This window comes from Paenibacillus sp. J22TS3, assembly GCF_018403205.1.
Lineage (GTDB): Bacteria > Bacillota > Bacilli > Paenibacillales > Paenibacillaceae > Fontibacillus > Fontibacillus tuaregi.
The window spans coordinates 246,943-270,167 of record NZ_BOSF01000005.1; the positions used below are offsets into that span (position 1 = coordinate 246,943).

At 49.9% G+C, this 23,225-nt stretch carries 14 protein-coding genes; 1 reads left to right on the forward strand and 13 read right to left on the reverse strand.

What is annotated here, in order from left to right; genetic code table 11:
* Positions 1–6: 6 nt before the first annotated feature.
* The 11 genes from KJS63_RS17390 to KJS63_RS17440 all read right to left on the reverse strand — a co-directional run bounded on the left by KJS63_RS17390 (position 7) and on the right by KJS63_RS17440 (position 16,491).
* Positions 7–4,494 carry a non-ribosomal peptide synthetase gene (locus tag KJS63_RS17390; protein ID WP_213620272.1) on the reverse strand — a complete coding sequence of 1,496 codons (4,488 nt, stop codon included), beginning with the start codon at positions 4,492–4,494 and terminating at the stop codon, positions 7–9.
* 4 nt (positions 4,495–4,498) lie between these two features.
* The gene (locus tag KJS63_RS17395; protein ID WP_213620273.1) at positions 4,499–7,243 is read right to left on the reverse strand and encodes a type I polyketide synthase; all 2,745 of its coding nucleotides are present in this window, start codon (positions 7,241–7,243) and stop codon (positions 4,499–4,501) included.
* A 363-nt stretch (positions 7,244–7,606) separates the two neighbouring features.
* On the reverse strand, positions 7,607–7,948 hold the full coding sequence (locus KJS63_RS17400; RefSeq protein WP_213620274.1) for a cupin domain-containing protein: 342 nt from the start codon (positions 7,946–7,948) through the stop codon (positions 7,607–7,609).
* 93 nt (positions 7,949–8,041) lie between these two features.
* On the reverse strand, positions 8,042–8,488 hold the full coding sequence (locus KJS63_RS17405; RefSeq protein ID WP_213620275.1) for a V4R domain-containing protein: 447 nt from the start codon (positions 8,486–8,488) through the stop codon (positions 8,042–8,044).
* Between the two features lie 27 nt (positions 8,489–8,515).
* Entirely contained in the window at positions 8,516–9,232 is a 717-nt protein-coding gene (locus KJS63_RS17410; RefSeq protein ID WP_213620276.1) for a Crp/Fnr family transcriptional regulator, read from the reverse strand.
* Between the two features lie 71 nt (positions 9,233–9,303).
* Entirely contained in the window at positions 9,304–9,471 is a 168-nt protein-coding gene (gene rd, locus KJS63_RS17415; protein WP_213620277.1) for a rubredoxin, read from the reverse strand.
* A 137-nt stretch (positions 9,472–9,608) separates the two neighbouring features.
* A complete protein-coding gene (locus KJS63_RS17420; RefSeq protein WP_213620278.1) occupies positions 9,609–10,835 on the reverse strand; it encodes an NAD(P)/FAD-dependent oxidoreductase in 1,227 nt (408 codons plus the stop codon).
* 18 nt (positions 10,836–10,853) lie between these two features.
* Complete coding sequence (locus KJS63_RS17425) at positions 10,854–12,092, reverse strand: FprA family A-type flavoprotein (RefSeq protein WP_213620279.1); 1,239 nt, start codon at positions 12,090–12,092, stop codon at positions 10,854–10,856.
* Between the two features lie 787 nt (positions 12,093–12,879).
* A complete protein-coding gene (gene melA, locus KJS63_RS17430; protein ID WP_213620280.1) occupies positions 12,880–14,388 on the reverse strand; it encodes an alpha-glucosidase/alpha-galactosidase in 1,509 nt (502 codons plus the stop codon).
* 99 nt (positions 14,389–14,487) lie between these two features.
* A complete protein-coding gene (locus KJS63_RS17435; RefSeq protein WP_213620281.1) occupies positions 14,488–15,417 on the reverse strand; it encodes an AraC family transcriptional regulator in 930 nt (309 codons plus the stop codon).
* A 30-nt stretch (positions 15,418–15,447) separates the two neighbouring features.
* The gene (locus KJS63_RS17440) at positions 15,448–16,491 is read right to left on the reverse strand and encodes a LacI family DNA-binding transcriptional regulator (RefSeq protein WP_213620282.1); all 1,044 of its coding nucleotides are present in this window, start codon (positions 16,489–16,491) and stop codon (positions 15,448–15,450) included.
* Between the two features lie 295 nt (positions 16,492–16,786).
* Between KJS63_RS17440 and KJS63_RS17445 the strand changes: the two genes are divergently transcribed.
* Positions 16,787–17,839, forward strand: coding sequence for a 2,3-butanediol dehydrogenase (locus tag KJS63_RS17445; RefSeq protein ID WP_213620283.1), 1,053 nt, complete (start codon positions 16,787–16,789; stop codon positions 17,837–17,839).
* Positions 17,840–18,298: 459 nt separating this feature from the next.
* Here KJS63_RS17445 and nasC read toward each other — a convergent pair whose 3' ends face one another.
* Positions 18,299–20,380, reverse strand: coding sequence for an assimilatory nitrate reductase catalytic subunit NasC (gene nasC / locus KJS63_RS17450; protein ID WP_213620457.1), 2,082 nt, complete (start codon positions 20,378–20,380; stop codon positions 18,299–18,301).
* Positions 20,381–20,619: 239 nt separating this feature from the next.
* Entirely contained in the window at positions 20,620–23,193 is a 2,574-nt protein-coding gene (gene nirB, locus KJS63_RS17455) for a nitrite reductase large subunit NirB (protein WP_213620284.1), read from the reverse strand.
* Positions 23,194–23,225: the final 32 nt, after the last annotated feature.

Sequence of the window (23,225 nt, forward strand, 5' to 3'; positions counted from 1 at the left end):
CCCCTTTTACTTGAATAATGTGTCCAGTTCCTGTTGTGTCAGATCTACCGCATCAAAATCGTCCGGCGTCAACCTGAACTCTTCCTCACTCAAATGATCCTGTTCCTGCAGAAGATTCAGCAGCTTCGATTGGTAGCTGCAGACCAACTGTTCCATACGGTCCGCGTCCAAGGAAGCAGGGGAATACGTGAGTTCGATTTGAAGCTGTCTGTTCATCACAATAGCGTTCATTTCCAAGAGAAACGGGAAATGATTCTCTGGTGCAACATCAGGTCCGGAGGCTTCATTTACAATCCTGAAAATCCCCTCCTCCAGCTGCGAAAACTCACCCAGATAGTTGAACACAATTTGAGGTTCTGCTAGGGGAATCTGATTCAGGGAATAGGCTAGGACGCCATAACCCACCCCTCTATGAGGGACTTGCTTCAATCGGCGAAGGATTGAACGGCTTGTTTCGTACTCTCCCCGGACTGATTCGAGCTCGAATTTCACTGGGTACAGACTGGTAAACCATCCAACGGTTCGAGATATGTTCAGATCGGCAAACAAAGCCTCCCTGCCGTGTCCTTCCAACCACATTGTCAATTCTTTGCACGGGAACGCATCATGCCAGGCCATCACCAGCGAAACCTGCATCAGCTCAGCGGCAGTCATGTCTGAATGTCCCCGAAGAATCGCAGTAGTATCTTCCGTGTTAAAAGATATCTTTTGCTTACAGCACCCGCTTCTGAAAGGCTTCTGATATCCATCTGTCTTCGGTAACGGCGGCGTCTCACCTTCACCGTTATGCCTCCACCAATCAATTTCGGATTGGAATATTGGCAGGGAACGCTCGACAAGCGCCTTGGACCAACGCTGGAATGAAGTCGTCTTCGGAGGCAGCGGCTGGCGTGTGCCGATCAGACGCTCAAGATCCTCCAGCAGAATTCTCCAGGATACCCCATCAATGCAAAGATGGTGGGCAGCAAGCAGCAGACGGCGTTTACGACCCGGATACAGGATAAGACACGTCTTGATGAGGGGTGAAGTGGGATCGGATAACCGGATTTGCCCTTTGAACGACGTTAATTTTTGCTCAAGCTCAATGTCCTGCTCTTCCTTGGATTGAGCATTCACCTGCATAACTTCTATAGTGAAATCATCCAATGGGAGATTATTGTTATAGAAAAGCTTCTTACGTTCAGCATCATAGTACAAACGAAGAGAATCATGATGCCGAATCAGGGTTTTCAATCCATCGGCAAGAACACCGGCCGAAATTCCGTCCGCAACCTCCAGCATGATGGACTGGAGATAATAATCCGGATTCTCGAATTGCTGGTCGAGGAACCAGGACTGAATCGGAGCAGGCACCACCTCGCCTTCAGCGGGTCCTTGCTCTTCCGTGCAGAAATCCTGCTTTAAATGGGGCAGCATATCTTTGATTAAGGGATAATCCAATATCACAGCAGGGTTCAGATCAAGTCCCTGGCTTTTTAAGAGACTGGACACTTGAATAGCCTTTATGGAGTCCCCTCCAAGCTGGAAAAATTGTTCTTCAAGCCCAATCTGATCATTCTCCAGCACGGTTCTTATCGCTGACAATAGATGGTCTGAATAGGTTGAAGCTTCATACCTGCTTTCCCAGGTCCTCTGCCCACCATGGACCATTTGGAGCAGCTGCTGCTTGTCAGCTTTTCCGTTCGAGGTAAGGGGAATTTCGGAGACAGCTATAATCCGATCCGGTATCATGAATGCAGGCAGCTTGCCAAGAAGCTCTTGCCTGATTCCAGCAGCCTCCTCTTCACCGCTAACCACCCATGCAAGCAGCTCGGCATGTTGGTCCTCCCCCGCTGTGAACACTACAGCATCCCGGATTCCACCCAGTCCGAGTATGGCATGTTCGATTTCCGCCGGTTCGATCCGGTATCCTCTGATCTTCACCTGATCGTCATGGCGTCCTAAATAATGCATCAGGTAACCTTCACCGAGCCGCACCCGGTCACCGGTACGGTACATCCTGCTGCCTTCCTTGAAAGGGTCTGGAAGAAACCGTTCTGCCGTTAATTCATGCTGGTGGATATACCCATCAGCTACGCCGCAGCCGGATATATACAATTCCCCCACAGCTCCGGGAGGCAGCATTTGCTGATACTTGTCAAGAACGTACAGATTTGCATTTGCCGCAGGTATGCCGATAGGAACTGCTGAATCCTGGTCGCTTACTGAGTTGAACAGATGTACCATGCAGCCTACGGTCGCTTCGGTCGGACCATACTCGTTATAAATAGACAGTGAAGGCCCGAATCTCTCTTGAATTCTCGCAGCAAGGCTTGTCTTCAGACTCTCACCACCAACGATAAGTGTATGCAAAACGGCATTAGGATGCTGACGGTCAGGCAGCAATGCAAGGTGTGAGGGTGTTAACTTAATTACAGTTGCTTTGTTCTCTTGAAGAATACGGCTTAAAGTATATTCATGATTTCTTGGAGGATAAATTCTAAGCTGCCTCCCGCTCGTCAAAGGAACAAACAGGGAAGTAAGCGTCAAATCAAAAGATAGTGAGGAATAAAAAGCGAAGACATCATCATCAGATTTCGGATAGACCGAGCCCGCCCAAGTAATATAATTGGCGAGGCTGAGGTGACGTATCCTAACCCCTTTGGGTTCTCCGGTAGAACCTGATGTGTAAATAATGTAAGCAGGATCAAACACGCTGCATCCAGATGGGACAACCTTGGGCAGTTCTTCCCGATTGTCTAACCGGCTGAGTAGTGCTGGAATATGAATAACGGGAACGCCCCATTCCTCGGCATCTTCATCCGATAGCATATACACGGCTTCCGAATCCCGAAGAATATATTCAACCCTGGAACGGGGGGTATCTATTGCAATCGGCACAAAAGCAGCTCCCGCCTTGATAACAGCCCAGATGGCGATGATCAATTCCGGGGAATGGCTCATACGAATGGCAACCGGCGCTGCACCAGATTGAATATTCAGCTTGGCCGCGAGCACTGAGGATACAAGATGCACCTTCTCCCATAACTCGCCGTAGGTCATTTCCCCCTCATCCCAACTGACTGCAATATGCCCTGGATGTTTACGCGCTTGAACCCTAAATAGATCCAACACCGTAAGATTCTCGTCGTAGAAATGGGCGGATTGACTGTTATATCGCTCCACTGCGGCTTCCCACTGCGGCTTGTCCAGGAGCGGAAGCGTATGAATCCAGGAATCTGGACTGGATGCCATCGCTGATAACAATTGCAGCATGGAGCCCAGCAAGGACTCAGCTTCGAAATCTTGAATCAGACCTGTCTGATAATCCAAGCTGAACAGGAGGGTGCCATCATCCGACCAATCTTTAACCATCAGCTGCAGCGGATAAGCCTGCTCACCCGAATAGAACTCCTCATTGATAATCAAGGAATCCCCCAAGCTTGTCCTGAGATGTGTATTATAGTAGTTAAATGAGGCTTGGGCCAAGGCAGAGCGGCCTTTCTTCCGAAGTTGGAGCTGCCTTGCCAGCAGATCATACGGATATTTCCGGTTGCCCAAATTATGCATGTATTCCCGCTTGGTGTTTCGTAGAAATTTATGCAGCGGCATATTCTCTTTGACCTGAATCGTTAAAGGAAGATTATCCGTGAACATGCCTACCGTGGCCTTGGTAATGGGATTCCGGTTGGCAATGGGCATCGACAGAACGACTTCATCCTTCTGATAGTAGCGGGACAGCAATATTCCGAATGCAGCTCCCAGGAAAATAGGAAAGGACACCTGGTGCTTGTCGGCGGCATCCTTCAGCCGTGTGACTGCCTCTTTATCCAACAAACGGGTTAATCGTTTCCCTGAAGGGTTACGGGGCGTTTGTTCAAATAACGGCTCAGGCAGCTTGGCAAACTTCTCTTCCCAATATAGGCGATTCTTCTTGCAGCGCTCTGATTGCAAATACTCCTTCTCCATATCGAAGTATTTCACATAAGATGGCTGGGGAGCTTCCGGTTCAGGTGCATCCTGTGTCCAGATCAATTGGTAGCGGTTCAAGATATGCTTGGTCAGAACATCCATCGACCACCCATCACATACGATATGATGAGCTCTGATCAAAAAACCATTGTCCTGCTCTCCCAAGCTGAACATTGCTATGTGATAAAGCGGTGAATGATAGAGATTATACGCAGCTTGCGATTCCGCTGTTACCCATGCATCATATGCGGTCTTAGGATTCGGATGTATCGAGAAATCGTAAAAAGGCAGTGCTTCTCGGTTATAAGCAGCAACATATTGAACTGGCTCTTCATCATGAGGCTGGAGCTGAAGCCGCAGGCCGTCATGAGCCTGGATCACGGAATGGATCGCTGCCTCCAAAGCTTTAAAATTCAACGGGCCCAATATGCGGACACACCCGCCAATGTGATTTACAGCTGTTTGGGGATAGAACTGCTCGTTATACCAAATTCTTTTTTGAGGGTGACACAAACGATATACAACCGGCTTGTCCACTAGCATATGATTAGCCACCTTTCAGAGGAATGGATTCCATAAAAAAGGATTCTATCACTTCAGCTAATTCTTCGATGGATTGATGCCCAAGGAATACTTCCAACCCGATATCTACATTAAATATTTCGTTCACGTTTGCGTTCAAAGATGCAGCTAGAAGCGAATTGCCGCCGAGCTCGTAAAAATTGTCCTGTATCCCTATTGGGGTGACACCAAGATGCTTCTCCCAAATATGAACCAGAACCCTCTCTGTCCCGCTTCGGGGCTCCTTGTATCCGGTAAGCTCCGCTGCTGACAGCTTGAGGGGTGCCAAGGGAACTTGTTCAGCAGCCGGCTTCGCGGCAGCGTTAAATTCCCGGTCAAGCTCCGGCTCCACCCAGCATCGAACCCTCTCAAATGGGTATGTAGGCAAGGGAATCCGAAGGCGCTTCTCCTGTCCATAATAAGCCGGCCAATTAATGGGATAACCCTCTATCCAGAGCCAGCCCAGGCAATAATTAATCCTGTCCCATATATCTTCTGCCGCGGTTTCGGTTACTTGGGACGTTTCGGGTATATCTACACCTGAAATGGATGGACTAGGTCCCACAACCAACTTTACTATTTCGCTTGACTGCTCATTGCTTAATATGGTCTGTAGCGAATCATCCAAAAATTGTAAGAGCAGTTCTGAGCCGAATTGCTCTCCCCAATCCACTTGGCTCTGATCTTCACGAGGATTAGCAGCCGTCCAGACCAACGAACCGGGAGGAAACCCCACATTAAGCTTAGCCGTCCGGCCATGGTAACGATCTACCCAGGCTTCCTGATCTGTAACCTTGAGCCGCCGCGCCTGCACATAACAAACATATAGATAGGCAGCATCCTCGAGCTTCAACCAGCCAGATTCTGCCGCAGCGGCATACAAACCGGCTCCTCTTCCTTCATAAAATGACGGGGAAATACCCATACGACGCCACATCCGGGATATAACTATTTGCATAATAAAAGTACTTAATGCTGCTTGAATATCATCCCAGGCTGCTGCATCAATTAAGACGAACTCTGGCTGTAATGCCTGACTTACCCTCTTCTCAACTTCAGTCCAATCCTCATGAAATTGAGGATCCTCCCGAACTCGCCTGATATCGTTATTTCCCATTTCTTCCGTGAGGTCCGGGAAGTTAAACTGCAGATTTGGCACTACATCCTTGGATTTATTCGTATAAAATTTCGTTTCTTTTAAATTGGAAAGACGGTCGTTCGTAGAAGCAATAAAGAACCCTCGATGTTCAAAGACTTTGCGTCCGGTCTGGAGTGTATAAGCCGCATCCGCCAAGTGCTTGTCAGAGACGGAATTGAGAGCGGTCTGTATCTCGTCCTTGTGCCTGCGGAGTGCTTCCGGCGTTTTCGCAGAAACAACATAGAGCATAGATTTCCGTACCGGCGCAGATGAAATAGCCTTTGGTGGCTCCTCGACGATAACATGAACATTCGTCCCGCCAAGACCAAATGAACTTACACCCGCATATCTAGACGAATTGGCGTGCCATTCGAGTGGGATTGGATTTAAATAAAACGGGCTGCTTCCCGTAGCAAGACGGTCGTTAGGTATTTCAATGTTGATCGCTGGAGGAAGGATCTTCTCCTTCAGCGCCATTACCGTCTTAATCAGCCCGATCACTCCTGCTGCTGGCCCCGTATGGCCAAAGTTGGATTTGGCTGATCCAAGCGAGCAGAAAGCGCTTTCTGACGTGCTTTTGCCAAACACCTCATGCAAAGCCTCAAGCTCCATGGAATCGCCCATCGGCGTTCCCGTTCCATGCGCCTCCAGATAGCCGATTTGATCAGGACGAATCCCTGCGACCATCATCGCTCTTTCGATAACCTCAATTTGGCCGTTTACGGACGGAGCGGCAAAACCTGCCTTTTGCGAGCCGTCATTATTTATAGCGGACCCTTTGATCACACCATAAATCGTATCTCCATCCTCCCATGCCTCTGTAAATCTCTTAAGTACAACACAACCGGCTCCATCACTATATATAGTTCCGGTTGCCGAGGCGTCAAAAGCTCTAAGATGACCATCCGAGGAAAGCAATCCGTTATCCTGATATTCGTAGCCTGCGAGCTGCGGAATGCTGAGGGTCGCCGCCCCGCACACCATCATGTCACTGGAATAGGTCAATAAACTTTCACAAGCCATATGTACTGCCGCCAGAGAACTTGAACACGCGGATTGAATGTTGAGTGTTGGCCCGGTAAGTCCAAGCTTGTATGCCGTCATTGTGGCCACATGGTCCTTCTCGCTAGCAATCTGTATTTGCAAGTTCATGGCGGCTTGTGCGTTATTCAAGTGTGGAAGAAGATGAAACATAGAATAGTAGTTGGCATATACACCCGCATAAACCCCTGTGATATCTCTCCTGCCACTATCTGCGTAACCGGCTGATTCCAAAGCTTCCCATGCAAGTTCCAAGAACAAGCGATGCTGCGGGTCCATCCAAGAAGCCTCTGAGGCGTTAATATTGAAAAAAGAGTTATCAAAATACTCTATCCCTTGGATATTGCTGTTCGTCTGAATAAATTGCCTGCGATTCCCGGAGTTTCCCTTCAGTGATTCTTCATTCAATCCAGAAACATCTGAAAGTACTTCCTCACCATTCTTAATGAAATCCCAAAATTGCTCTACATTTCTGACACTTGGTAATCTTATAGAAACACCTATAATTGCGATATCTGTCTTTTTATCTGAAAAATCAATATCATTTGACATTGGATCCCTCCGCCAGATAAAAATGTTATGTCTTATAGTAGATTTGGTGTAATTTCAAATCGAATTCTTCTATAACCAATATTACCATAATTTCTCACATAAAACTAATATTCGGGAGGAAATACATTAAAAATACATAATTTCTTTTATTAAATAGAATTCACTTTAATTTTACATTAATTGCTATATTCGTATTTATAGAATCTTTTATATTATTCTGCAAGTTTCTTCTTCAAATTTCTTTGATATTTTTCACACTTTTTGTATCATAGCTAAAATAAATTTGAGTATGCGGCGGCAATCTGACACATTGTTCTTAGAAATAAAAAAAACCGCGTTTCCGCGGCATTAATATGATTTATCCTATACATTTTGTGCATATCGTTCATCAGGAAGCTTCGTCAAGACAACATAAAGACTTGTTTTTTCACTGCTTATATTTGTAAAAGAGAAGGATTCATCGCCTTCTACGCGAATAACATCGCCTTTAGCCATTGCAACTTGGTTTCCATCTACAGTCACTTGACCCGATCCGTCAAGAACGAGAATAAATACATCTGTTCCCGGATGTTTGTGGCTTGGCAAGGATTGTCCTGGATTAAAGTGCAAGGTAAATACCACACTATCCTCTTGCTTAAACAGTACCTTTTTTGTAAAAGAGTCCTCGCGAAATTCTGTGTAATCCACCAGCATTTTCTTTTCCATAAATCGATTCCTCCGTTCATATATTGTATCCTTCTCTTCTATTTCTATAGCCATAATACCAAAAGTCAAACGTTGTTAATTTCGCTATGACCCCTAGTAACGGATCTCATACTCACAATGCGGATGCCCACTTACGTTACACTTTGTTTCCCTCACACTGACCCTAGTGTTCCAGATTCGACTTAATGCCCCTTCCATTACGGCCCCTTCCAAATCACATACCATCTTCTCTTCAATTATGGGTAATCCCTTGCAAAAGCAATCATCCATGCCCATTTTAATGAAGCCTTCTCTTGTCTCCAATATTCTTGGAATCCCGATTTTCAGCTGCTGCAGCAGCCGCATTAACTCTTCCAAGCTGTCCACAGGAAGGCTTTCGCCAATCTTTCGGCCAACCGTCAGGGTTGTGCCCTTTCCTCCCATAGGTAATCCCTGATACAAGCCGATAAGACGAATCGTCCGGAACAACTCAAGCGGAACTTGATTACCTAGTTGTTCTCTAGTAATGGAGCCCATATCTTCAAATGTGAACTGATCCATATTAGCCACCTCCCATGATTGCACGGCTTAATCTAATCCCTCATAAATTTTCTCCATACCAGAGGGATCCTTAAGAATCATTTTCTTGTTCCCAACCAGCTTGATAAGCCCCAACTGCTCAAACTTTGAAAATTTCCTGCTGATGGTTTCCCTAGTCACCCCAACATAATTAGCTATTCCTTCACGGGACAGGGGGAGGTCAATATGAATATCACCGCTGCGCAGCTTACCGTATTTGTCGCTGAGCTCCATGATCATATAGGCTATGCGTATCTCAGGATCTTTGGTCGCAAGACTTTGTGCCAGATTCTCCGTATGGGCCAGTCTTTTGGTTACACTCTTCAGAATTCTGACTGAAATTTCCGGGTTCTCTGTCATCAGCTGCTCCATATCGGATCGGGTCAACATGCAGATGTTCGTGTCATTCAGCGCATAGGCATTAAAGTTGCTAAGCTCGTCGCTATTAAAAATGCTCAGTTCCCCAAAAAAATCCCCATTGGTCAGGACGTGCAGAATTTGTTCCTTGCCCTCAGGAGTCATTTTCGATAATTTAACATGACCCCGCTGAATAATATGCAGCGTATCCGATGGCTCCCCTTCCAGAATTAACGGCTGGCCCTTGGCAAACTTGCGGTGTTTAATCATGACACTGATCCGGGAGAGGTCGTCATCGGTCAATGCGGCAAAAATCGGTACCTTTCGGGTACATGGCTCAGCAGCGTGCTCGCAGGAATGCTCATGCATAACGTTCCCCCCTGTTGTTCGTATTGAATGTAATAAAATAAATATCCTATTTCCGTTTAGACCGTGGTAAATCACTTATCCTCAATCGGTGCAAAGTGGCTTTGATCCTCACCACAGACTGGACATACCCAATCCTCAGGCAGCTCTTCAAATGCTGTGCCTGCGGGTACATCTTCGTCGGGATCTCCGATTGCCGGATCATAGATATAACCACATGGTTCGCAGATGTATTTTTTCATCACAATCATCTCCCCTAAAATTGTTGGTTTTTATAAAATGAACTTATGCAGGTTACCCTATTCGGGCGCTGCGATGCCAAGTGTTCTTACGACCCCTGTTGTCTCCGAAATCCTTGAAATAGATTTCAATGGGCATTTCATTTTATATAGCTTAATCTGACCTGCACTTCGTTCATGATTTCTTCAATACTGCTATCTGCTCCTAAATTAATCCCCGAAAAGATGAACTCTTGCTCAATGGCTGTTTTATACACCAGAGAAGCAGCTGCCCCTTCCCACGATATGGCACCAACCATTGTGTTATTTTTCACATAAAGACACGTGTATGCTCCGTTTTTCTCTCCAGATATCCTGAAGTCACACTGCTGCTCATCAACATGGCCTATGGAGAATAAGGAAATTCCAAAAGCATTAAACAGGGTAACCGGCACAGCTCTACGGTAAATCGTTCCCTCGGCAGCCATATTGCTGCCTGCAATCCGGCCCTGCTCGATAGCTCCTGCCCACAGCCCTTCCACGCGCCCGTCAAATTCAGCGACATCGCCTGCGGCATATATATGTGGAGCACTTGTTTCCATCTTGTTATTTACGGTAATGCCCTTTCCGACCTGTATGCCCGTTTCAGCTGCCAGCGAAGTATTGGGCACAATACCGATGGAGTAGACAACGTGATCACAAGGAAGGTAAGTCTGATTATCCAGCATAATTCCGGTCACTGACTCTACTCCATCAATAAGAGCGACACCAGCTTGCAGAATAACCTTTACACCGTTACGTTCCATGACCTCCCTAAGATGATCCGAGGATCTCTCGTCGAGCTGCCGGGCCATCAGGCGCTGAGAAGCTTCGATCACAGTAACCTCATAACCTGCTTCATGCAGGGCCCAACTTGTTTCGAGTCCCTGCACTCCCCCACCGATGACAACAACGCGACTGCCCTGCCGGAGACCTTCCTTAAGCCTGTCAGCATCGATCATGTCCCGGATGGTGTGAACATTACCTAGGCCGTCTCCCTTAATACCGAGCGCCCTGTTCTTAGCTCCCATACACAACAAGAGCTTGTGATAACTTAAACTCTGTCCATCAGCGGTTTCTACGACTTGACGGTCGGGGTGGATCGAAACAACCCGGGTTGAAGTCCTCACGATAATCCGATTAGCTTGATACCATTTCTCCTTCTTGATCAGCACTTTCTCGCTGTGCAGGTCGGTAAACAGTCCTTTGGTCAGCTTGATCCGATTGTAAGGGAGATGGCTTTCTTCCCCAAGGATTGATATTTCGGCTTCCCCGTCTTGATCACGTATCGCTTTGGCAGCATGAACGGCGGCAACCCCGCCTCCAACAATAACAAAATGTTTCGGCATCAGGTATTCCTCCTCTCCCTAGATTGAGCTAAGCAATAAGTCCGAGACAAACTCAGCCGCATTTCTGATCTTCTGAACCTTCTCGGGTTCTTTAGGTGAAAACCGGATTCTAACAGGGAATTCGACGTGGGTCATACCTGTGGACTTGATGACTTCAGATGTACTTTGCACCGTCATATTGGTTCCATTCAGATAATCCTGGATAACCTCTATGGCTTCGCCGCTCCAGCCGTACGAGCCGAAGGCTGCGGCAAGCTTGCCTTCCAGGTTCATCTTTTGCATTTCCTTAAGAATATTCTCCAGGTTACCAATCATATCCGCATATTTAGTAGAGCTGCCGACAAAGACGGCATCAGCTGAAGCAATGCTGCTTAGTATATCGGCGGCGCTGCTTTTATCCGCATCCCAGACTTCTGTCTCAATCTGATTTTCCTGCAAGGAATCCTGTAAAATTTTCGCCATCTTTTTCGTACTGTTTTTGATTGTCGTATAGACAATCGCTGCTTTTTTCCCTTGGGTAGATTCGCAGCTTAGCGTGGCGTATAGCCCGATATATTTTGAGATATCCTCCCGGATCATAAATCCGTGGGAAGGCGCGATCATCCGGATTTCCATATCTTTGATTGCCTCTAAAAGGGTTCTTACATATCTTCTGTGAGGATGAATAATGGCTTTATAATAACCTATGAAATCCTCCGTTATATCAAACCCCGCTTCATCACTGAATGGCTTCTGCGCCGCAACATGTGTACTAAAAATATCGCACGGGAACAAAATTTGATCCTCGATACAATAGGTGATCATCGTCTCAGCCGTATGAAGATAAGGCGTCTCTTTAAACAAAAGGGTCTTTCCACCGATATCCAGCGTATCTCCGTCCTTGACGACCAGGAAATTGCGGCTGTGAAGTTTATACATTTCCTGTAATTCCGGTACTGCGATCTCGGTACAAACAATGGTGGCATTGGCTGCTTTGGCGGCCAGAGCGGCTAGCCCGCCGGAGTGGTCCGGCTCAGTATGGTTTATTACAATATATTGAATCTCCTGAAGATCAATCATTTTGCCCAGAGACTCGGCATATTCACGGCCGAATTCCATGTCCACCGTATCAATCACTGTCGGTTTGCCCGTCTTTAACAGATATGAATTATAAGTAGTTCCTTTTGTTAGGACCAAGCGGTGAAAAGGCACCTGACGGTTATCTATTTTGCCTATCCAGTAAGTGTCCCCGGCGATTTGTTTGAACTGTGTAGTCATGTTTCGTAACCTCCTATGTTTGATTGATAATGTTTATCAGTAACCACATTCTATTATGGCTGCCAAACGAAAAGGAGGATTTGAATCAAATTTTGAAAGTTTAGGTTATATAAAATGAACTTATGAAGGTTACCCTTTAGGGGCAATGCGATGCCGAGTGTTCTTACGACCCCTGGTGTCTCTGAAATCCTTGAAATAGATATCCATAGGGGTATTTCGGAGACAAAGGCGGACGCACGCTTCTTCAGAATCACTCGGGATCGAAGCTAAGATCGGTTGATTCTAAGTTTTTTATCTAGCTTACACTTTAAATTTACACGATTGAAAAGAAGCGGTAATGCGTGGGATCACATTTTGGATAATAAAGTTGCGGTCGCCTTTGGTTTTGGATTCCATCCGGTAAAAATAACTCAAGAAATCCAAGCTAACAGCGATGGGAGTAACGTTCGTTCTCGGAGCCTTTCGAACAATGAGCTCCTAAACAAAATAAGGGCTGCCTTTTGGGGCAGCCCCTTCCGATAAATTGTTTCGTCCCACTCAATGCCTAGCTGATAAACTTGTTGAATCTGGAAAATCCAGCTACTATGTTCATTCTCAAGCATTCCCCCGATTACTTAATAAGGGTGAAGAACACCAAAAAAAAACCGCGAAAATCGCGGTTTTTTTACGGAATATGATCTTGCGGTCCAGAAAAGTACTTTACACTTCACCATTTCAGGCGAATGATGCTATTACCTGCCAGGATATGAGGCTCATTTGTACTCAGTTCTACTCAACTCAATTCAAATCAATTCATCAACTTCTCACGATCCTTACCCTTGTCCGATTCCCCAGCGTTCTTGTTCGCAGCCTCGCGGTCGAGCCTCATCTCCTCCACCGTCTTTACCTGAATACGGGCCGCACCTTCATAATTAGATTTCGTTGGAAGCAGGGTCCCGGAAGTCAAGCGCTTCTTGGCTTCCGCAATGGCTGAGCCGTACTGCGGCAGCCATGGCTCGCCTGCCACAAGCATCTCGTCAACCATCTGCCAGATTTCCTTCGGGTTGCAGACTGCCCCTACGAGCGGGTCCATCATGAACGCCTGCCGGAGCAGTTGATCATCGCCGTGAATTGCAGCCTCAACGGCCAATCGTTGTACGGAGATACTGGCATTGCAGACAGCTGCCGGACCTAGCGGCAGCTCGCCTACAACCGGCATGGAAATACCATTGCGATCCACATAACCCGGAGCCTCAATGACGGCATCCGCGGGCAGATTGGAGATAACCCCGTTATTGATTACATTGAAATGTCCCCGGTATACCCGCCCCGTCTCCAAGCCCTCTATAATATACGAGCCATGTTCCTCGCCGCGGCTCTCGGGAGTGTATGAAAATACAGGGTCTTTCATCCAGTTGGGGAAATCCGTCTCAAACCAATTTCGTCCTTCGGTACACACCCGCAAATATCCACCGGTCTCCCCATTAATCCAGCTTCCTAAATCAATCCAGTCCATGATCTCACCGCTCCGTTTACGGTACCACGGTACATATTCACTAAGATGGCCATTGGATTCAGTACTATAGTAACCAAAACGACGAAGCATATCGATGCGCACTTTTTCCGTACGGCTGTATTCGGGATGGCGTTCAAATGCTTCCGGCAGACCATCTGTTAGATCCTTGCCTTGGTAACGGGCTGCAATATACCAGGTCTGATGATTAATCCCGGCACAGATAATATCCACGTCTTTTTTGTCCAGTCCGTAAACCTCAGCAATTTGGTGATGCCCATGCTGTACCCCATGACACAGCCCAACTGTTCTCACACCACCATACTTGTTGCAGGCCCAAGTCAGCATCGCCATAGGGTTAGAATAGTTAAGCAGCAGCACATCAGGAGCAGCCATCTCCCTGATATCCCGGCAAATATTCAACATCTCGGCAATGCCCCGCTGTCCATACATAATGCCTCCAGCGCATAGCGTATCCCCTACACACTGATCCACGCCGTACTTAAGCGGAATGTCAACATCTGTGGCGAATGCTTCCAGGCCGCCCACACGAATTGTACAAAATACGTACTTCGCACCCTTCAGAGCTTCTCTGCGGTCCGTAGTGGACTGAATTTGTATATTTAAGCCGTTCTCTCGAATATCCCGCTGACACAGCTCTGTAACCATCTCAAGATTGCGGGGGTTAATGTCCATGAATGAAACTTGTATGTCTTTAAACTCCGGGACCGTAAGCAAATCCCGCAGCAAGCCGCGTGTAAACCCAATACTTCCAGCTCCAATAAACGTCACTTTAAAAGACATAGATATCCTCCTACAAATGTAATCAAAAGCTCAAGTACATTGTAGCAAGGCAGTTTCCGTAAGCGTTATCAAGATCATGACTTCTTGCCCGAAGACGTGTCAAAAATCCTCACCTGAAATTTGACTTATATTCGTCTTGGCCCATGAATCGCGAACAAGCGCATCGCGGTAATTGCTGGGGGTCTGACCAGTATATTTCCTGAATAATAAGTGGAAATACTGTCTGCTGCTGATCCCCACATAGTCGGCTATTTCGGCAACCGAGATATCGCTCTGCCCAAGCAGCTGCTTTGCTTTCTCCATACGCAGCATCGTAAGGTAGTCGGTCAAGGTCCGGCCGGTATGCGATTTGAAAATCCGGTGCAAATACCCGTGATGAAGATTGACGGCGGCTGCGACGTCTTTGGCCTGAATACTGCGGTCATAGTTCTGATGCAGAAATTCAATGCTTTTTCGCACATACAGCTGCGCCGGTCTTTCACGGGCATTCAGCTGCTCCTTCCGCTGCTCAGCCACCCGAAGCAGCAGCTCACAGAAAAGCAGATGCACGATGTATTTGTCATCTGCTCCCGCCTGATCCAGCTCCAGGACCAACGCCTTCAGCACCCGGTAAATCTCGCCGGTATCAGACAAAATCAAACTGCTGAAGGTGTTCTCCATCAGCTCGTTCAGACTGCTTGTCTTTTGAGCCATCTGATTGATCGGGGGTGCGTAGCCCGGTTGGCTCACGAACCCGAACTCCACATTAAGCATCCGGCAAGTCTCTTCAACAATCAGCCTGTGAGGAACGCTCGCGTCCAGAACGATCAACTCCCCCCGCTTAAGCCGGTATGTTTCCACGGGGCGATCATCTACCCTGACCTCCACCACACAGCTTCCAGAGATTAAGTACATAATTTCCGTGTAGTTATGCTGATGAAAAGCCATTGAGTATTGTGACCATTGCTTATAGTAGTAAGCATAAAAGTGCGGCCGAAGCTCGCTTTCCCGCAAAGCCTTTTGAAACAGGCTACCGCTTAAGCTGGACAACCCTCTCACTCCCTTTGAACGTCTTCTCTCTTATTTTTGGAATGCCCCGTCAACACCGGCATAAGGGTTCATCTTTACACTTGACTCTCTCACAATAAGCCGGGGTTCGAATTCAACCCGCTCATAGCCTGATGTGTTCGGGGATTGAATGCGTTTGAGCAGAAGCTCCGCCGCCAGCCGCCCTACCTCGCTGCCCATAATGGAGACGGAAGTGATTTGTGGTGTTGTGACCGTTGCCCACAAATTGTTGTCGATGCCTGCAACTGCTACATCCTCAGGCACCCGTACCCCAAGCTCCTTGAGCCTGTTGACAATGCCGATCGCCACCATGTCATTCACAGCATAGATGGCATCGGGCATAAGCTTCAAGCTGTAAAAATAGTTCGCCGCCTGGCGCCCTGCTTCAAACGAAAAATCTTCCCCGAAATAAACCAGTGACGGCTCCACATGGCTGATCGCCTGTTCATAAGCAAGGTACCGTTCTTCAATCTTGTGTTTCGGCGCACCTGCATAAGCGATTCTGCTGCGGCCAATCTGCAGCAAATGATCCATCACCAGCTTACCTTCCTGACGGGCCATGCCGACGATATCCGCTTGAAGATCCTCACTCATCTTTTTCCCGTAGTTAATGACGGATACCGGAATATTCGTTTGATTAATCATCGGCTCCAGCTGCTCAGGATACGCTAATGGCATGATGACCAGCCCGTCTACATGCAGCTTGTCCAACTCCTGCAAAACTTCAAGCTCAAGACGGGCATTCCCAAGCGTATTGATCTGGACCACCCGATAGCCGTGTTGTTTGGCCGCCTGCTCCACCGACCAGGCAATATCAGGAATGATGGCATTTCGAATATCTGGAACAGCCAGCGCAATCTGGTGCGTCTGCCCGATCTTGAGACTCTGGGCTGCAGTATTTGGCGTGAATCCCATTTCCTCTACGACCTGCAGAATTTTATGCTTCGTCTTGGCACTGATGCCCTTGCTATTATTAAGTGCCCTTGAGACGGTGGCGATCCCCACGCCAGCTTGCCTCGCAACATCCTCAATCGTAACTTTTCTATTTGAAGTCATAATAAAATGTCCCTTTCGATGACCGGAATCGTTTCCATGTAATTCTGTTAGTTTTAATCAATTTTCTTAATTATATCATAGGGGACATGTTTTCAAACGCAGTTATATAGTGAAGCTAAATATAAACAGAAGCTCGTGGATGTTAGCTATAATAATCAGCACATTGAACAGGCTTTTTCGTTTGACAGTTTGTCGATATTGTGACATTATAAGTTTCGAAAACGTTTCCTAGTTTGTTTTCATGAATAGGAAATGACCCATTATTATTTTTAATTCCTACAGGGAGATGAACAATATGCAAGCTTTAAGATGGCACGGTGTAAAGGACTTACGGGTTGAAACGATTGAAGAGCCCACCCCGAAGGAAGGACAAGTCAAAATTAGGATTGAAGCATGCGGCATCTGCGGAAGTGATCTGCACGAGTATGCGGCGGGTCCAATTTTTATTCCTGAGGGCACACCCCATCCATTAACGAATGAACAAGCACCTATTGTCATGGGACATGAGTTTTCCGGTCAAATCGTAGAGGTGGGTACTGGCGTAACCCGGTTCCAAATCGGTGACCGCGTCGTAGTAGAACCTATTTTCTCATGCGGAACCTGCGAATCATGCAGACATGGCAAATACAATCTTTGCGACAAAATGGGCTTTCTCGGTCTTGCTGGCGGGGGCGGAGGCTTCTCCGAGTATGTAGCAGCAGATGAGCATATGATTCACAAAATTCCGGACAGCTTGTCCTATAAGCAAGGCGCGTTGGTTGAACCGTCAGCTGTTGTGTTGTACGCTGTTCGTTCGAGCCAATTCAAGGTTGGCGATCGCGCAGTGGTATTCGGTACCGGCCCGATCGGGCTGCTGCTGATCGAAGCTTTGAAAGCCTCCGGCGCTTCTCAGATCTATGCTGTGGAGCTTTCCGAAGAAAGAAGAAACAAGGCAATCGAGCTCGGCGCGATCGGCCTGAATCCAGCGGATACCGATGTTGTGGCCGAACTGCAACGTCTTACCAACGGCGGAGCAGATGTTTGCTTTGAAGTCACTGGTGTCCCTGCTGTGTTAAATCAAGCTATTTCTTCCACCAAAATAAGCGGCCAAGTGATGATAGTCAGCATTTTCGAACGTGAAGCCTCCATTCATCCTAACCAGGTTGTATTGAAGGAACGCAATATCGCCGGTATCATCGGTTACCGTGATGTATTCCCTGCCGTCATCAGCTTGATGCAGCAAGGTTATTTCCCAGCGGACAAGCTGGTGACCAAGGAGATTTCCCTTTCTAACATTATAGAGGAAGGCTTTGAGACGCTGATCAAAGAGAAAAGCCAGATCAAAATTATTGTTTCACCAAAGAGCTAATACTAATTATCTGACACTTGAGGGAGCCTGCAGGCTCCCTCTCGCTAGTTTGTGGAGCATCCTGCCTTTCCTTCATTAATCGGAGCAGTCGGTGGTGAGGCTGATGCCGGAGGGCAAAACAAACCGCGAATGTGCCGCTACGCTATTCATGAGCAAAGGCATGTTGAAACAGCCAATAAATGAATGGGAATAAATCATCGAAGATCGGGGACGTTTTATACAAAAAGCCATACTTGCAGCGCCATTCCCGGCATTTTTTCGTCATTCAGCAATTCCGCTGCAATCTCCTTTCTAGAGGAGCTGCGCCTTTCTGGCAACCGTTGCTGTATTGCGAGACACCAAGAGCCCCACGGCAACGGGCCGCGGGGCTTAAAGATTTATTTATCAAATAAATGACAATTACTATAGGCGGTAAACCTCAAAGAAAGATGAAAAACAAATTTTAATCTTGTTACAATATTATACATACTCCAGCCTCAGCGGGCTGACTTTGACTGCGCATACTTTAAAGCCCGGCATGCGGCACGTCGGATCAAGCGCCTGATTCGTAATCTTGTTGACACACTGCGTATCGCCCCAATGCATCGGAACGAACACTGTATCCTCCCGGATATCGGTGCTGTACCGGCTGCGAACGTAAATACTGCCACGTCTCGACTCCAGCTGCACCAGTTCGCCGTCCTCAATGCGGTACCGCTTGGCAGCCTTCGGATGGATCTCCATGAACGATTCCACGTCGCGCGCGGCAAGCGAATGGCTTCTTCGCGTCTGCACGCCGGTCAAATAATGCGTCAGCACTCGGCCTGTCGTCAAATACAGCGGAAAATCATTGCTCGTCTGTTCGCTTGGCCTATGATTGTTCACCGCGATCAGCTCCGCCTTGCCGTCCGCGTGCGCGAAAGATTGCTCGAACAGCCGTTTCGTGCCCGGATGCTCCACGGCCGGACAGGGCCAGTAAACACCTTCTTCTTTCTTAAGGCGGTCGTACGTAATGCCATAGTAATCGGCAATACCGCCCTTGCTCGCTAGCCGCAGCTCATTAAAGATGTCCTCAGCCGACGAGTACGTAAAATAAGCTCCCTTGCCATGCAGCTTCGCGATGTCGCACAGAATCTGCCAATCGTGCTTCGCCTCGCCGGAAACCGGTCGGCTGGCTTCGCGAAGCAGCACACGTCCCTCCAGGTTCGTTAGCGTCCCTTCGTTTTCCAGGTAAGGCGTTACCGGCAAAATCAGATCGGCGAGCCGCGCCGTTTCTGACATCAGCATATCGGCAACGACGAGGAAGTCGAGCTTGCGCAGCCCTTCCTCCACGAAATTGGCGTTTGGATTCGACACAATCGGGTTCGAGCCCATCACGAACAAAGCACGGATTTCCTGCTCATGCACCTTCTCCATCATTTCGTAAGCCGAGACGCCTTTGCCCGGGAGCTCGGCCGGATCGATGCCCCAAACGCCCGCTACGTAAGCGCGATCCTCGGGATTTTCAATCAGGCGGTAACCCGGGAGCTGGTCCGCCTTTTGCCCGTGCTCGCGGCCGCCTTGCCCGTTGCCTTGCCCCGTCACGGCACCGTAACCGCAGCCGGGCTTGCCGATTTTACCGGTGAGCAGGACGAGGTTGAGAAAATTGCGCACGGCCATGTAGCCGTCCGTCTGCTGCTCCACGCCCCGCGCCGTAAATACCATACCGGTAGCGGCCCTACCATAGGCCAGCGCAGCTTTGCGGATCAGCTCAGCGGATACACCGGTCAGCTCCGCGATTTGTCCCAGATCCTGGGCCTCAAGATGCGCCCTCAGTTCCTCAAAGCCTTTCGTGCGCTGACGTACGAAGCTCTCGTCAATCAACCCTTCTTCCAGAATAACCTTCAGCATGCCGTTCGCCAGCGCAGCGTCCATGCCCGGCTTCACCCGCAGGTGCAGGTCGGCGGCCCGCGTCGTCCCGGTATCCCGGGGATCGATGGCGATCAGATAAGCGCCTTTCTCCTTCGCTCTCGTAAAATAAGGCATCAGCGTTGGCTGGCATTCAGCGATATTCGTTCCCGCCAAAATGATGCAGCTTGCCTGCTCGATATCCGCCAGCTGATTCGTCAGCCCCCTGTCGATGCCGAACGTCTTATTGCCGGCCGAGGCGGCCGCCGACATGCAAAACCGTCCGTTGTAGTCGATATATTTCGTCTTCAGCGCAACGCGTGCGAACTTGCCAAGCAAATAAGCGGACTCGTTCGTCAGCGACCCGCCGCCATATACACCGATCGTATCGCTGCCGTACTTGCCGCGCAGCTCGTCGAACTTTCGCCCGATCAGCGCGTACGCTTCCTCCCAGGAGATGCGGACGAACTGTCCGTCCTTTTTCGCCAGCGGATACAAAATCCGCTCGCCTGTCAGCGCGTGCTGATACGCATTCATCCCCTTGATACAAAGGCGCCCTTCCGAGGCCTTATTCGGCCTCGGCAGCACCGTGTACGTGCTGCGCAGGTCGGCGCCTAACTCCTCGATGACCCGCATTTTGCACTGAACGCTGCAGAATGGACACTGCGTGTCCATCACCCGTCTAGTTAAGGGGGTGCTGGATGAGGGACCCAAAGCCGAATCCGTCGAAGGCTCTTGCGTAATTGACGAAGCGGCCCAAAAGGAGGCAGATGGAGAATCGAAAGCGGGTCCGGTAAGGAGCGATGCCGATGAATTGCTGCGGCCGGACGAATCGGCCGCAGCCGACATTCCTTCCGGCGCAAGATCAAGTGAGGAGGCTGTCGAAGAAGTCCCGTTAAGTTCGCTGAATTGTTTCATGATATCACCTTATTTAAGCAGCCATCGGCTGTTGATAGGATCGTTGTTCCCCGCTCCTGCTCGAGGCGGTGCAGCAGAGCGCTTCGATTATCACGGTCCAGCAGCATCTCACGCAGCTGTACAAGTCCAATGCGGTCGACCCACTGCCCGGTCGGCTCGCCGAAGTCGGCATCCTCGCGGTACAGCTGGAGCAGCGCCGATGCCAGATCAAGCGCCTCCTCGCTATTCAGTGCGGCGAGCAGCAGCTGGCCCTGCTTCAACCGGGCTCCGCCGCTGCCGCCAGCGTATAAATCCCAGCCGCCGGGAGCGCCTGCGAGCCCGACGTCCTTCGCCAGCGTGCCCGCGCGGTGCAGCGGGCTGGCCGAGACGCCGACGCTGACCGCCGTCGGCAGCTGCAAGCCCTCCAGCCTGCGCTCCAGCTGAGCGCCCAGGCTGATCGAATCCTGCAGGGCGCCGCGGTCGTAGGCGCCCGCGCAGGTCGCTACGGCTGCCATCGGCCAGCCGTAATAGGCTCCCGCCGCCGCCCCGCCCAGTGCGGCGGTGACGGCCTGGACCTGCTCCGGCGCTACGCCGAGCAGGTCCAGCTGCGCGCCGCCAGACAGCTTGGCGAGCGGGATGCCGAAGGCATCGATCGCATCGGCGATGCGCCGCAGCTGATCGGCTGTAGTCACGCCGCCGAACATGCGCGGCGTAACGGCGCAGCCGCCCTCCGCGAGCGGCCGGATCATGGCCAGCTCGCGGCCCCGGCCGGCAGGCTGCGCACCGCCGCCTGCGCTGTGTGCCGCGGCATCAAGCGGCGCGAAGTCCGCTGCGCCAGCACCCGGAAGCCGCGCTGCTGCAGCCGCTCCAGCGAACGATGCTTCACCGGTTTGCAGCCGATTTCTGCTAACTCCGCATTCTACAAGAGGCGGCATCTCCCCGCTGCTGGCCTGCCAAGTTCCCGCAGCGCCACCACCAACCCGCGCCAGCTGAGCGCCGATATAATAACGCAGCGCCGCCCGGCATACCGGACAACCTTCTTCGCTTAACCATGCAAGCCCGTTCATCGCATCGCGTGCGGAGACGTAGGCCCCGCTAGATACGGCCGCCTTCACCTCGGCGTGGCTGAGCGTCGTGCACGCACACATAGTCTCCTTCTCCGGCTCCACCTCGTCCTTGCCCTCTAGCGTCACTTTGAGCAGCGCGGATACGAGCGGCTTGCAGCCGCCGCATGTGCTTGACGCCCGCGTGCAGGCGCGCACCTCCTCGAACGTCTGCAGCTCTTTTTCACGGATTGCTTCCACGATCGTTCCTTTCGGAACGCCGTTGCAGGAACAAATCGTCTCCTTGTCCGACATGGCGCAGACGTATGCTTCATCCGCTCCGGTTCCGACGCCTGCCCCCGCTGATGACGCTTCTTCCAGCACCGATACGTCGGCCTGCTGCTTGATGTACCCGAGCAGCTTATTGCCTTCGCTGCTGTCTCCGAACAGCACCGCACCGGCGATTTTGCCGCCCTTTACCGTCACCTTCTTGTAGGTGCCGCGTATTCCGTCGTAGGCCTTCAATGAAGTAGAAACGTCGGAGTCGCGGATCTCACCAGCCGAAAACACTTCAACACCCGACACTTTAAGCTGTGAGTACAAAATGGAGCCGCGATACCCCTCCATCTCGATACCGCAAATCCGGCTCGCCAGCACTTTCCCCTGCTCATAGAGCGGAGCAACAAGGCCATATACCATGCCGAGGTGCTCGGCGCATTCGCCGACCGCGTAAACGTTGGGCACATTCGTTTCCATGTAATCGTTCACGACGATCGCCCGGTTCGTCTTGATGCCGCTGTCCGCAGCGAGTTTTACATTCGGCCGCACGCCTACGGCGATGACAACAAGATCGGCCGCTACCTTCGAGCCGTCCTTGAATTGCAGACCTTCCACCCGCTTTTTGCCGAGTATTCTCTCCGTGTGCTTTTCAAGGAAAAAGCGCATGCCCTGGCTTTCCAGCTCTTTGCGCAGCATCTCCGCTGCGGTGGGGTCCAGCTGCCGTTCCATAAGATGGTGATAAATATGGACAACGCTGACCTCCATCCCGAGGTTGAGCAAACCGCGAGCCGCTTCCAGGCCGAGCAAGCCGCCGCCGATGACAACCGCTTTTTTATACGATTTCGCGGTTTCCACCATCTTGTTGCAATCGTTAATGTCGCGGAACGCCGTCACGCCCGGCTTATCGGCTCCCGGCAGCGGCAGCATGAACGGCAGCGAGCCGGTGGCGATGATCAGGTCGTCATAATCCGCCGTAATCCCGGACTCGCTTACGACCTGCTTGCGGTTCGTATCGATGCGGCACACCGTTTCGCCCGAGAGCAGGCGGATGCCATTGTCCCTGTACCACTGCCAATCGTTGATCGTAATATCTTCGATTTTTGTATCGCCCTGCAGCACCTTGGACAGCATAATCCGGTTATAGTTCGGATGCGGCTCTTTGCCAAATATCGTGATTTCAAATTGGCCCGGCGCCAGCTTTAATATTTCCTCAACACAGCGCACACCCGCCATCCCGTTTCCTATTAAAACAAGTTTCCGTTTCGTCATGGCTTAACACCTCCACGTTCCCCAGCCGGAGT

Excerpts from the sequence above, each read along its gene's own strand:
- KJS63_RS17395 (WP_213620273.1), bottom strand. The coding sequence starts at position 7,243 with ATGTCAAATGATATTGATTTTTCAGATAAAAAGACAGATATCGCAATT.
- KJS63_RS17410 (WP_213620276.1), bottom strand. The coding sequence starts at position 9,232 with ATGCATGAGCATTCCTGCGAGCACGCTGCTGAGCCATGTACCCGAAAG.
- melA (WP_213620280.1), bottom strand. The coding sequence starts at position 14,388 with ATGTCTTTTAAAGTGACGTTTATTGGAGCTGGAAGTATTGGGTTTACA.
- KJS63_RS17420 (WP_213620278.1), bottom strand. The coding sequence starts at position 10,835 with ATGCCGAAACATTTTGTTATTGTTGGAGGCGGGGTTGCCGCCGTTCAT.
- KJS63_RS17445 (WP_213620283.1), top strand. The coding sequence starts at position 16,787 with ATGCAAGCTTTAAGATGGCACGGTGTAAAGGACTTACGGGTTGAAACG.
- KJS63_RS17390 (WP_213620272.1), bottom strand. The coding sequence starts at position 4,494 with ATGCTAGTGGACAAGCCGGTTGTATATCGTTTGTGTCACCCTCAAAAA.
- nasC (WP_213620457.1), bottom strand. The coding sequence starts at position 20,380 with ATGGACACGCAGTGTCCATTCTGCAGCGTTCAGTGCAAAATGCGGGTC.
- KJS63_RS17400 (WP_213620274.1), bottom strand. The coding sequence starts at position 7,948 with ATGGAAAAGAAAATGCTGGTGGATTACACAGAATTTCGCGAGGACTCT.
- nirB (WP_213620284.1), bottom strand. The coding sequence starts at position 23,193 with ATGACGAAACGGAAACTTGTTTTAATAGGAAACGGGATGGCGGGTGTG.
- KJS63_RS17425 (WP_213620279.1), bottom strand. The coding sequence starts at position 12,092 with ATGACTACACAGTTCAAACAAATCGCCGGGGACACTTACTGGATAGGC.
- rd (WP_213620277.1), bottom strand. The coding sequence starts at position 9,471 with ATGAAAAAATACATCTGCGAACCATGTGGTTATATCTATGATCCGGCA.
- KJS63_RS17440 (WP_213620282.1), bottom strand. The coding sequence starts at position 16,491 with ATGACTTCAAATAGAAAAGTTACGATTGAGGATGTTGCGAGGCAAGCT.
- KJS63_RS17405 (WP_213620275.1), bottom strand. The coding sequence starts at position 8,488 with ATGGATCAGTTCACATTTGAAGATATGGGCTCCATTACTAGAGAACAA.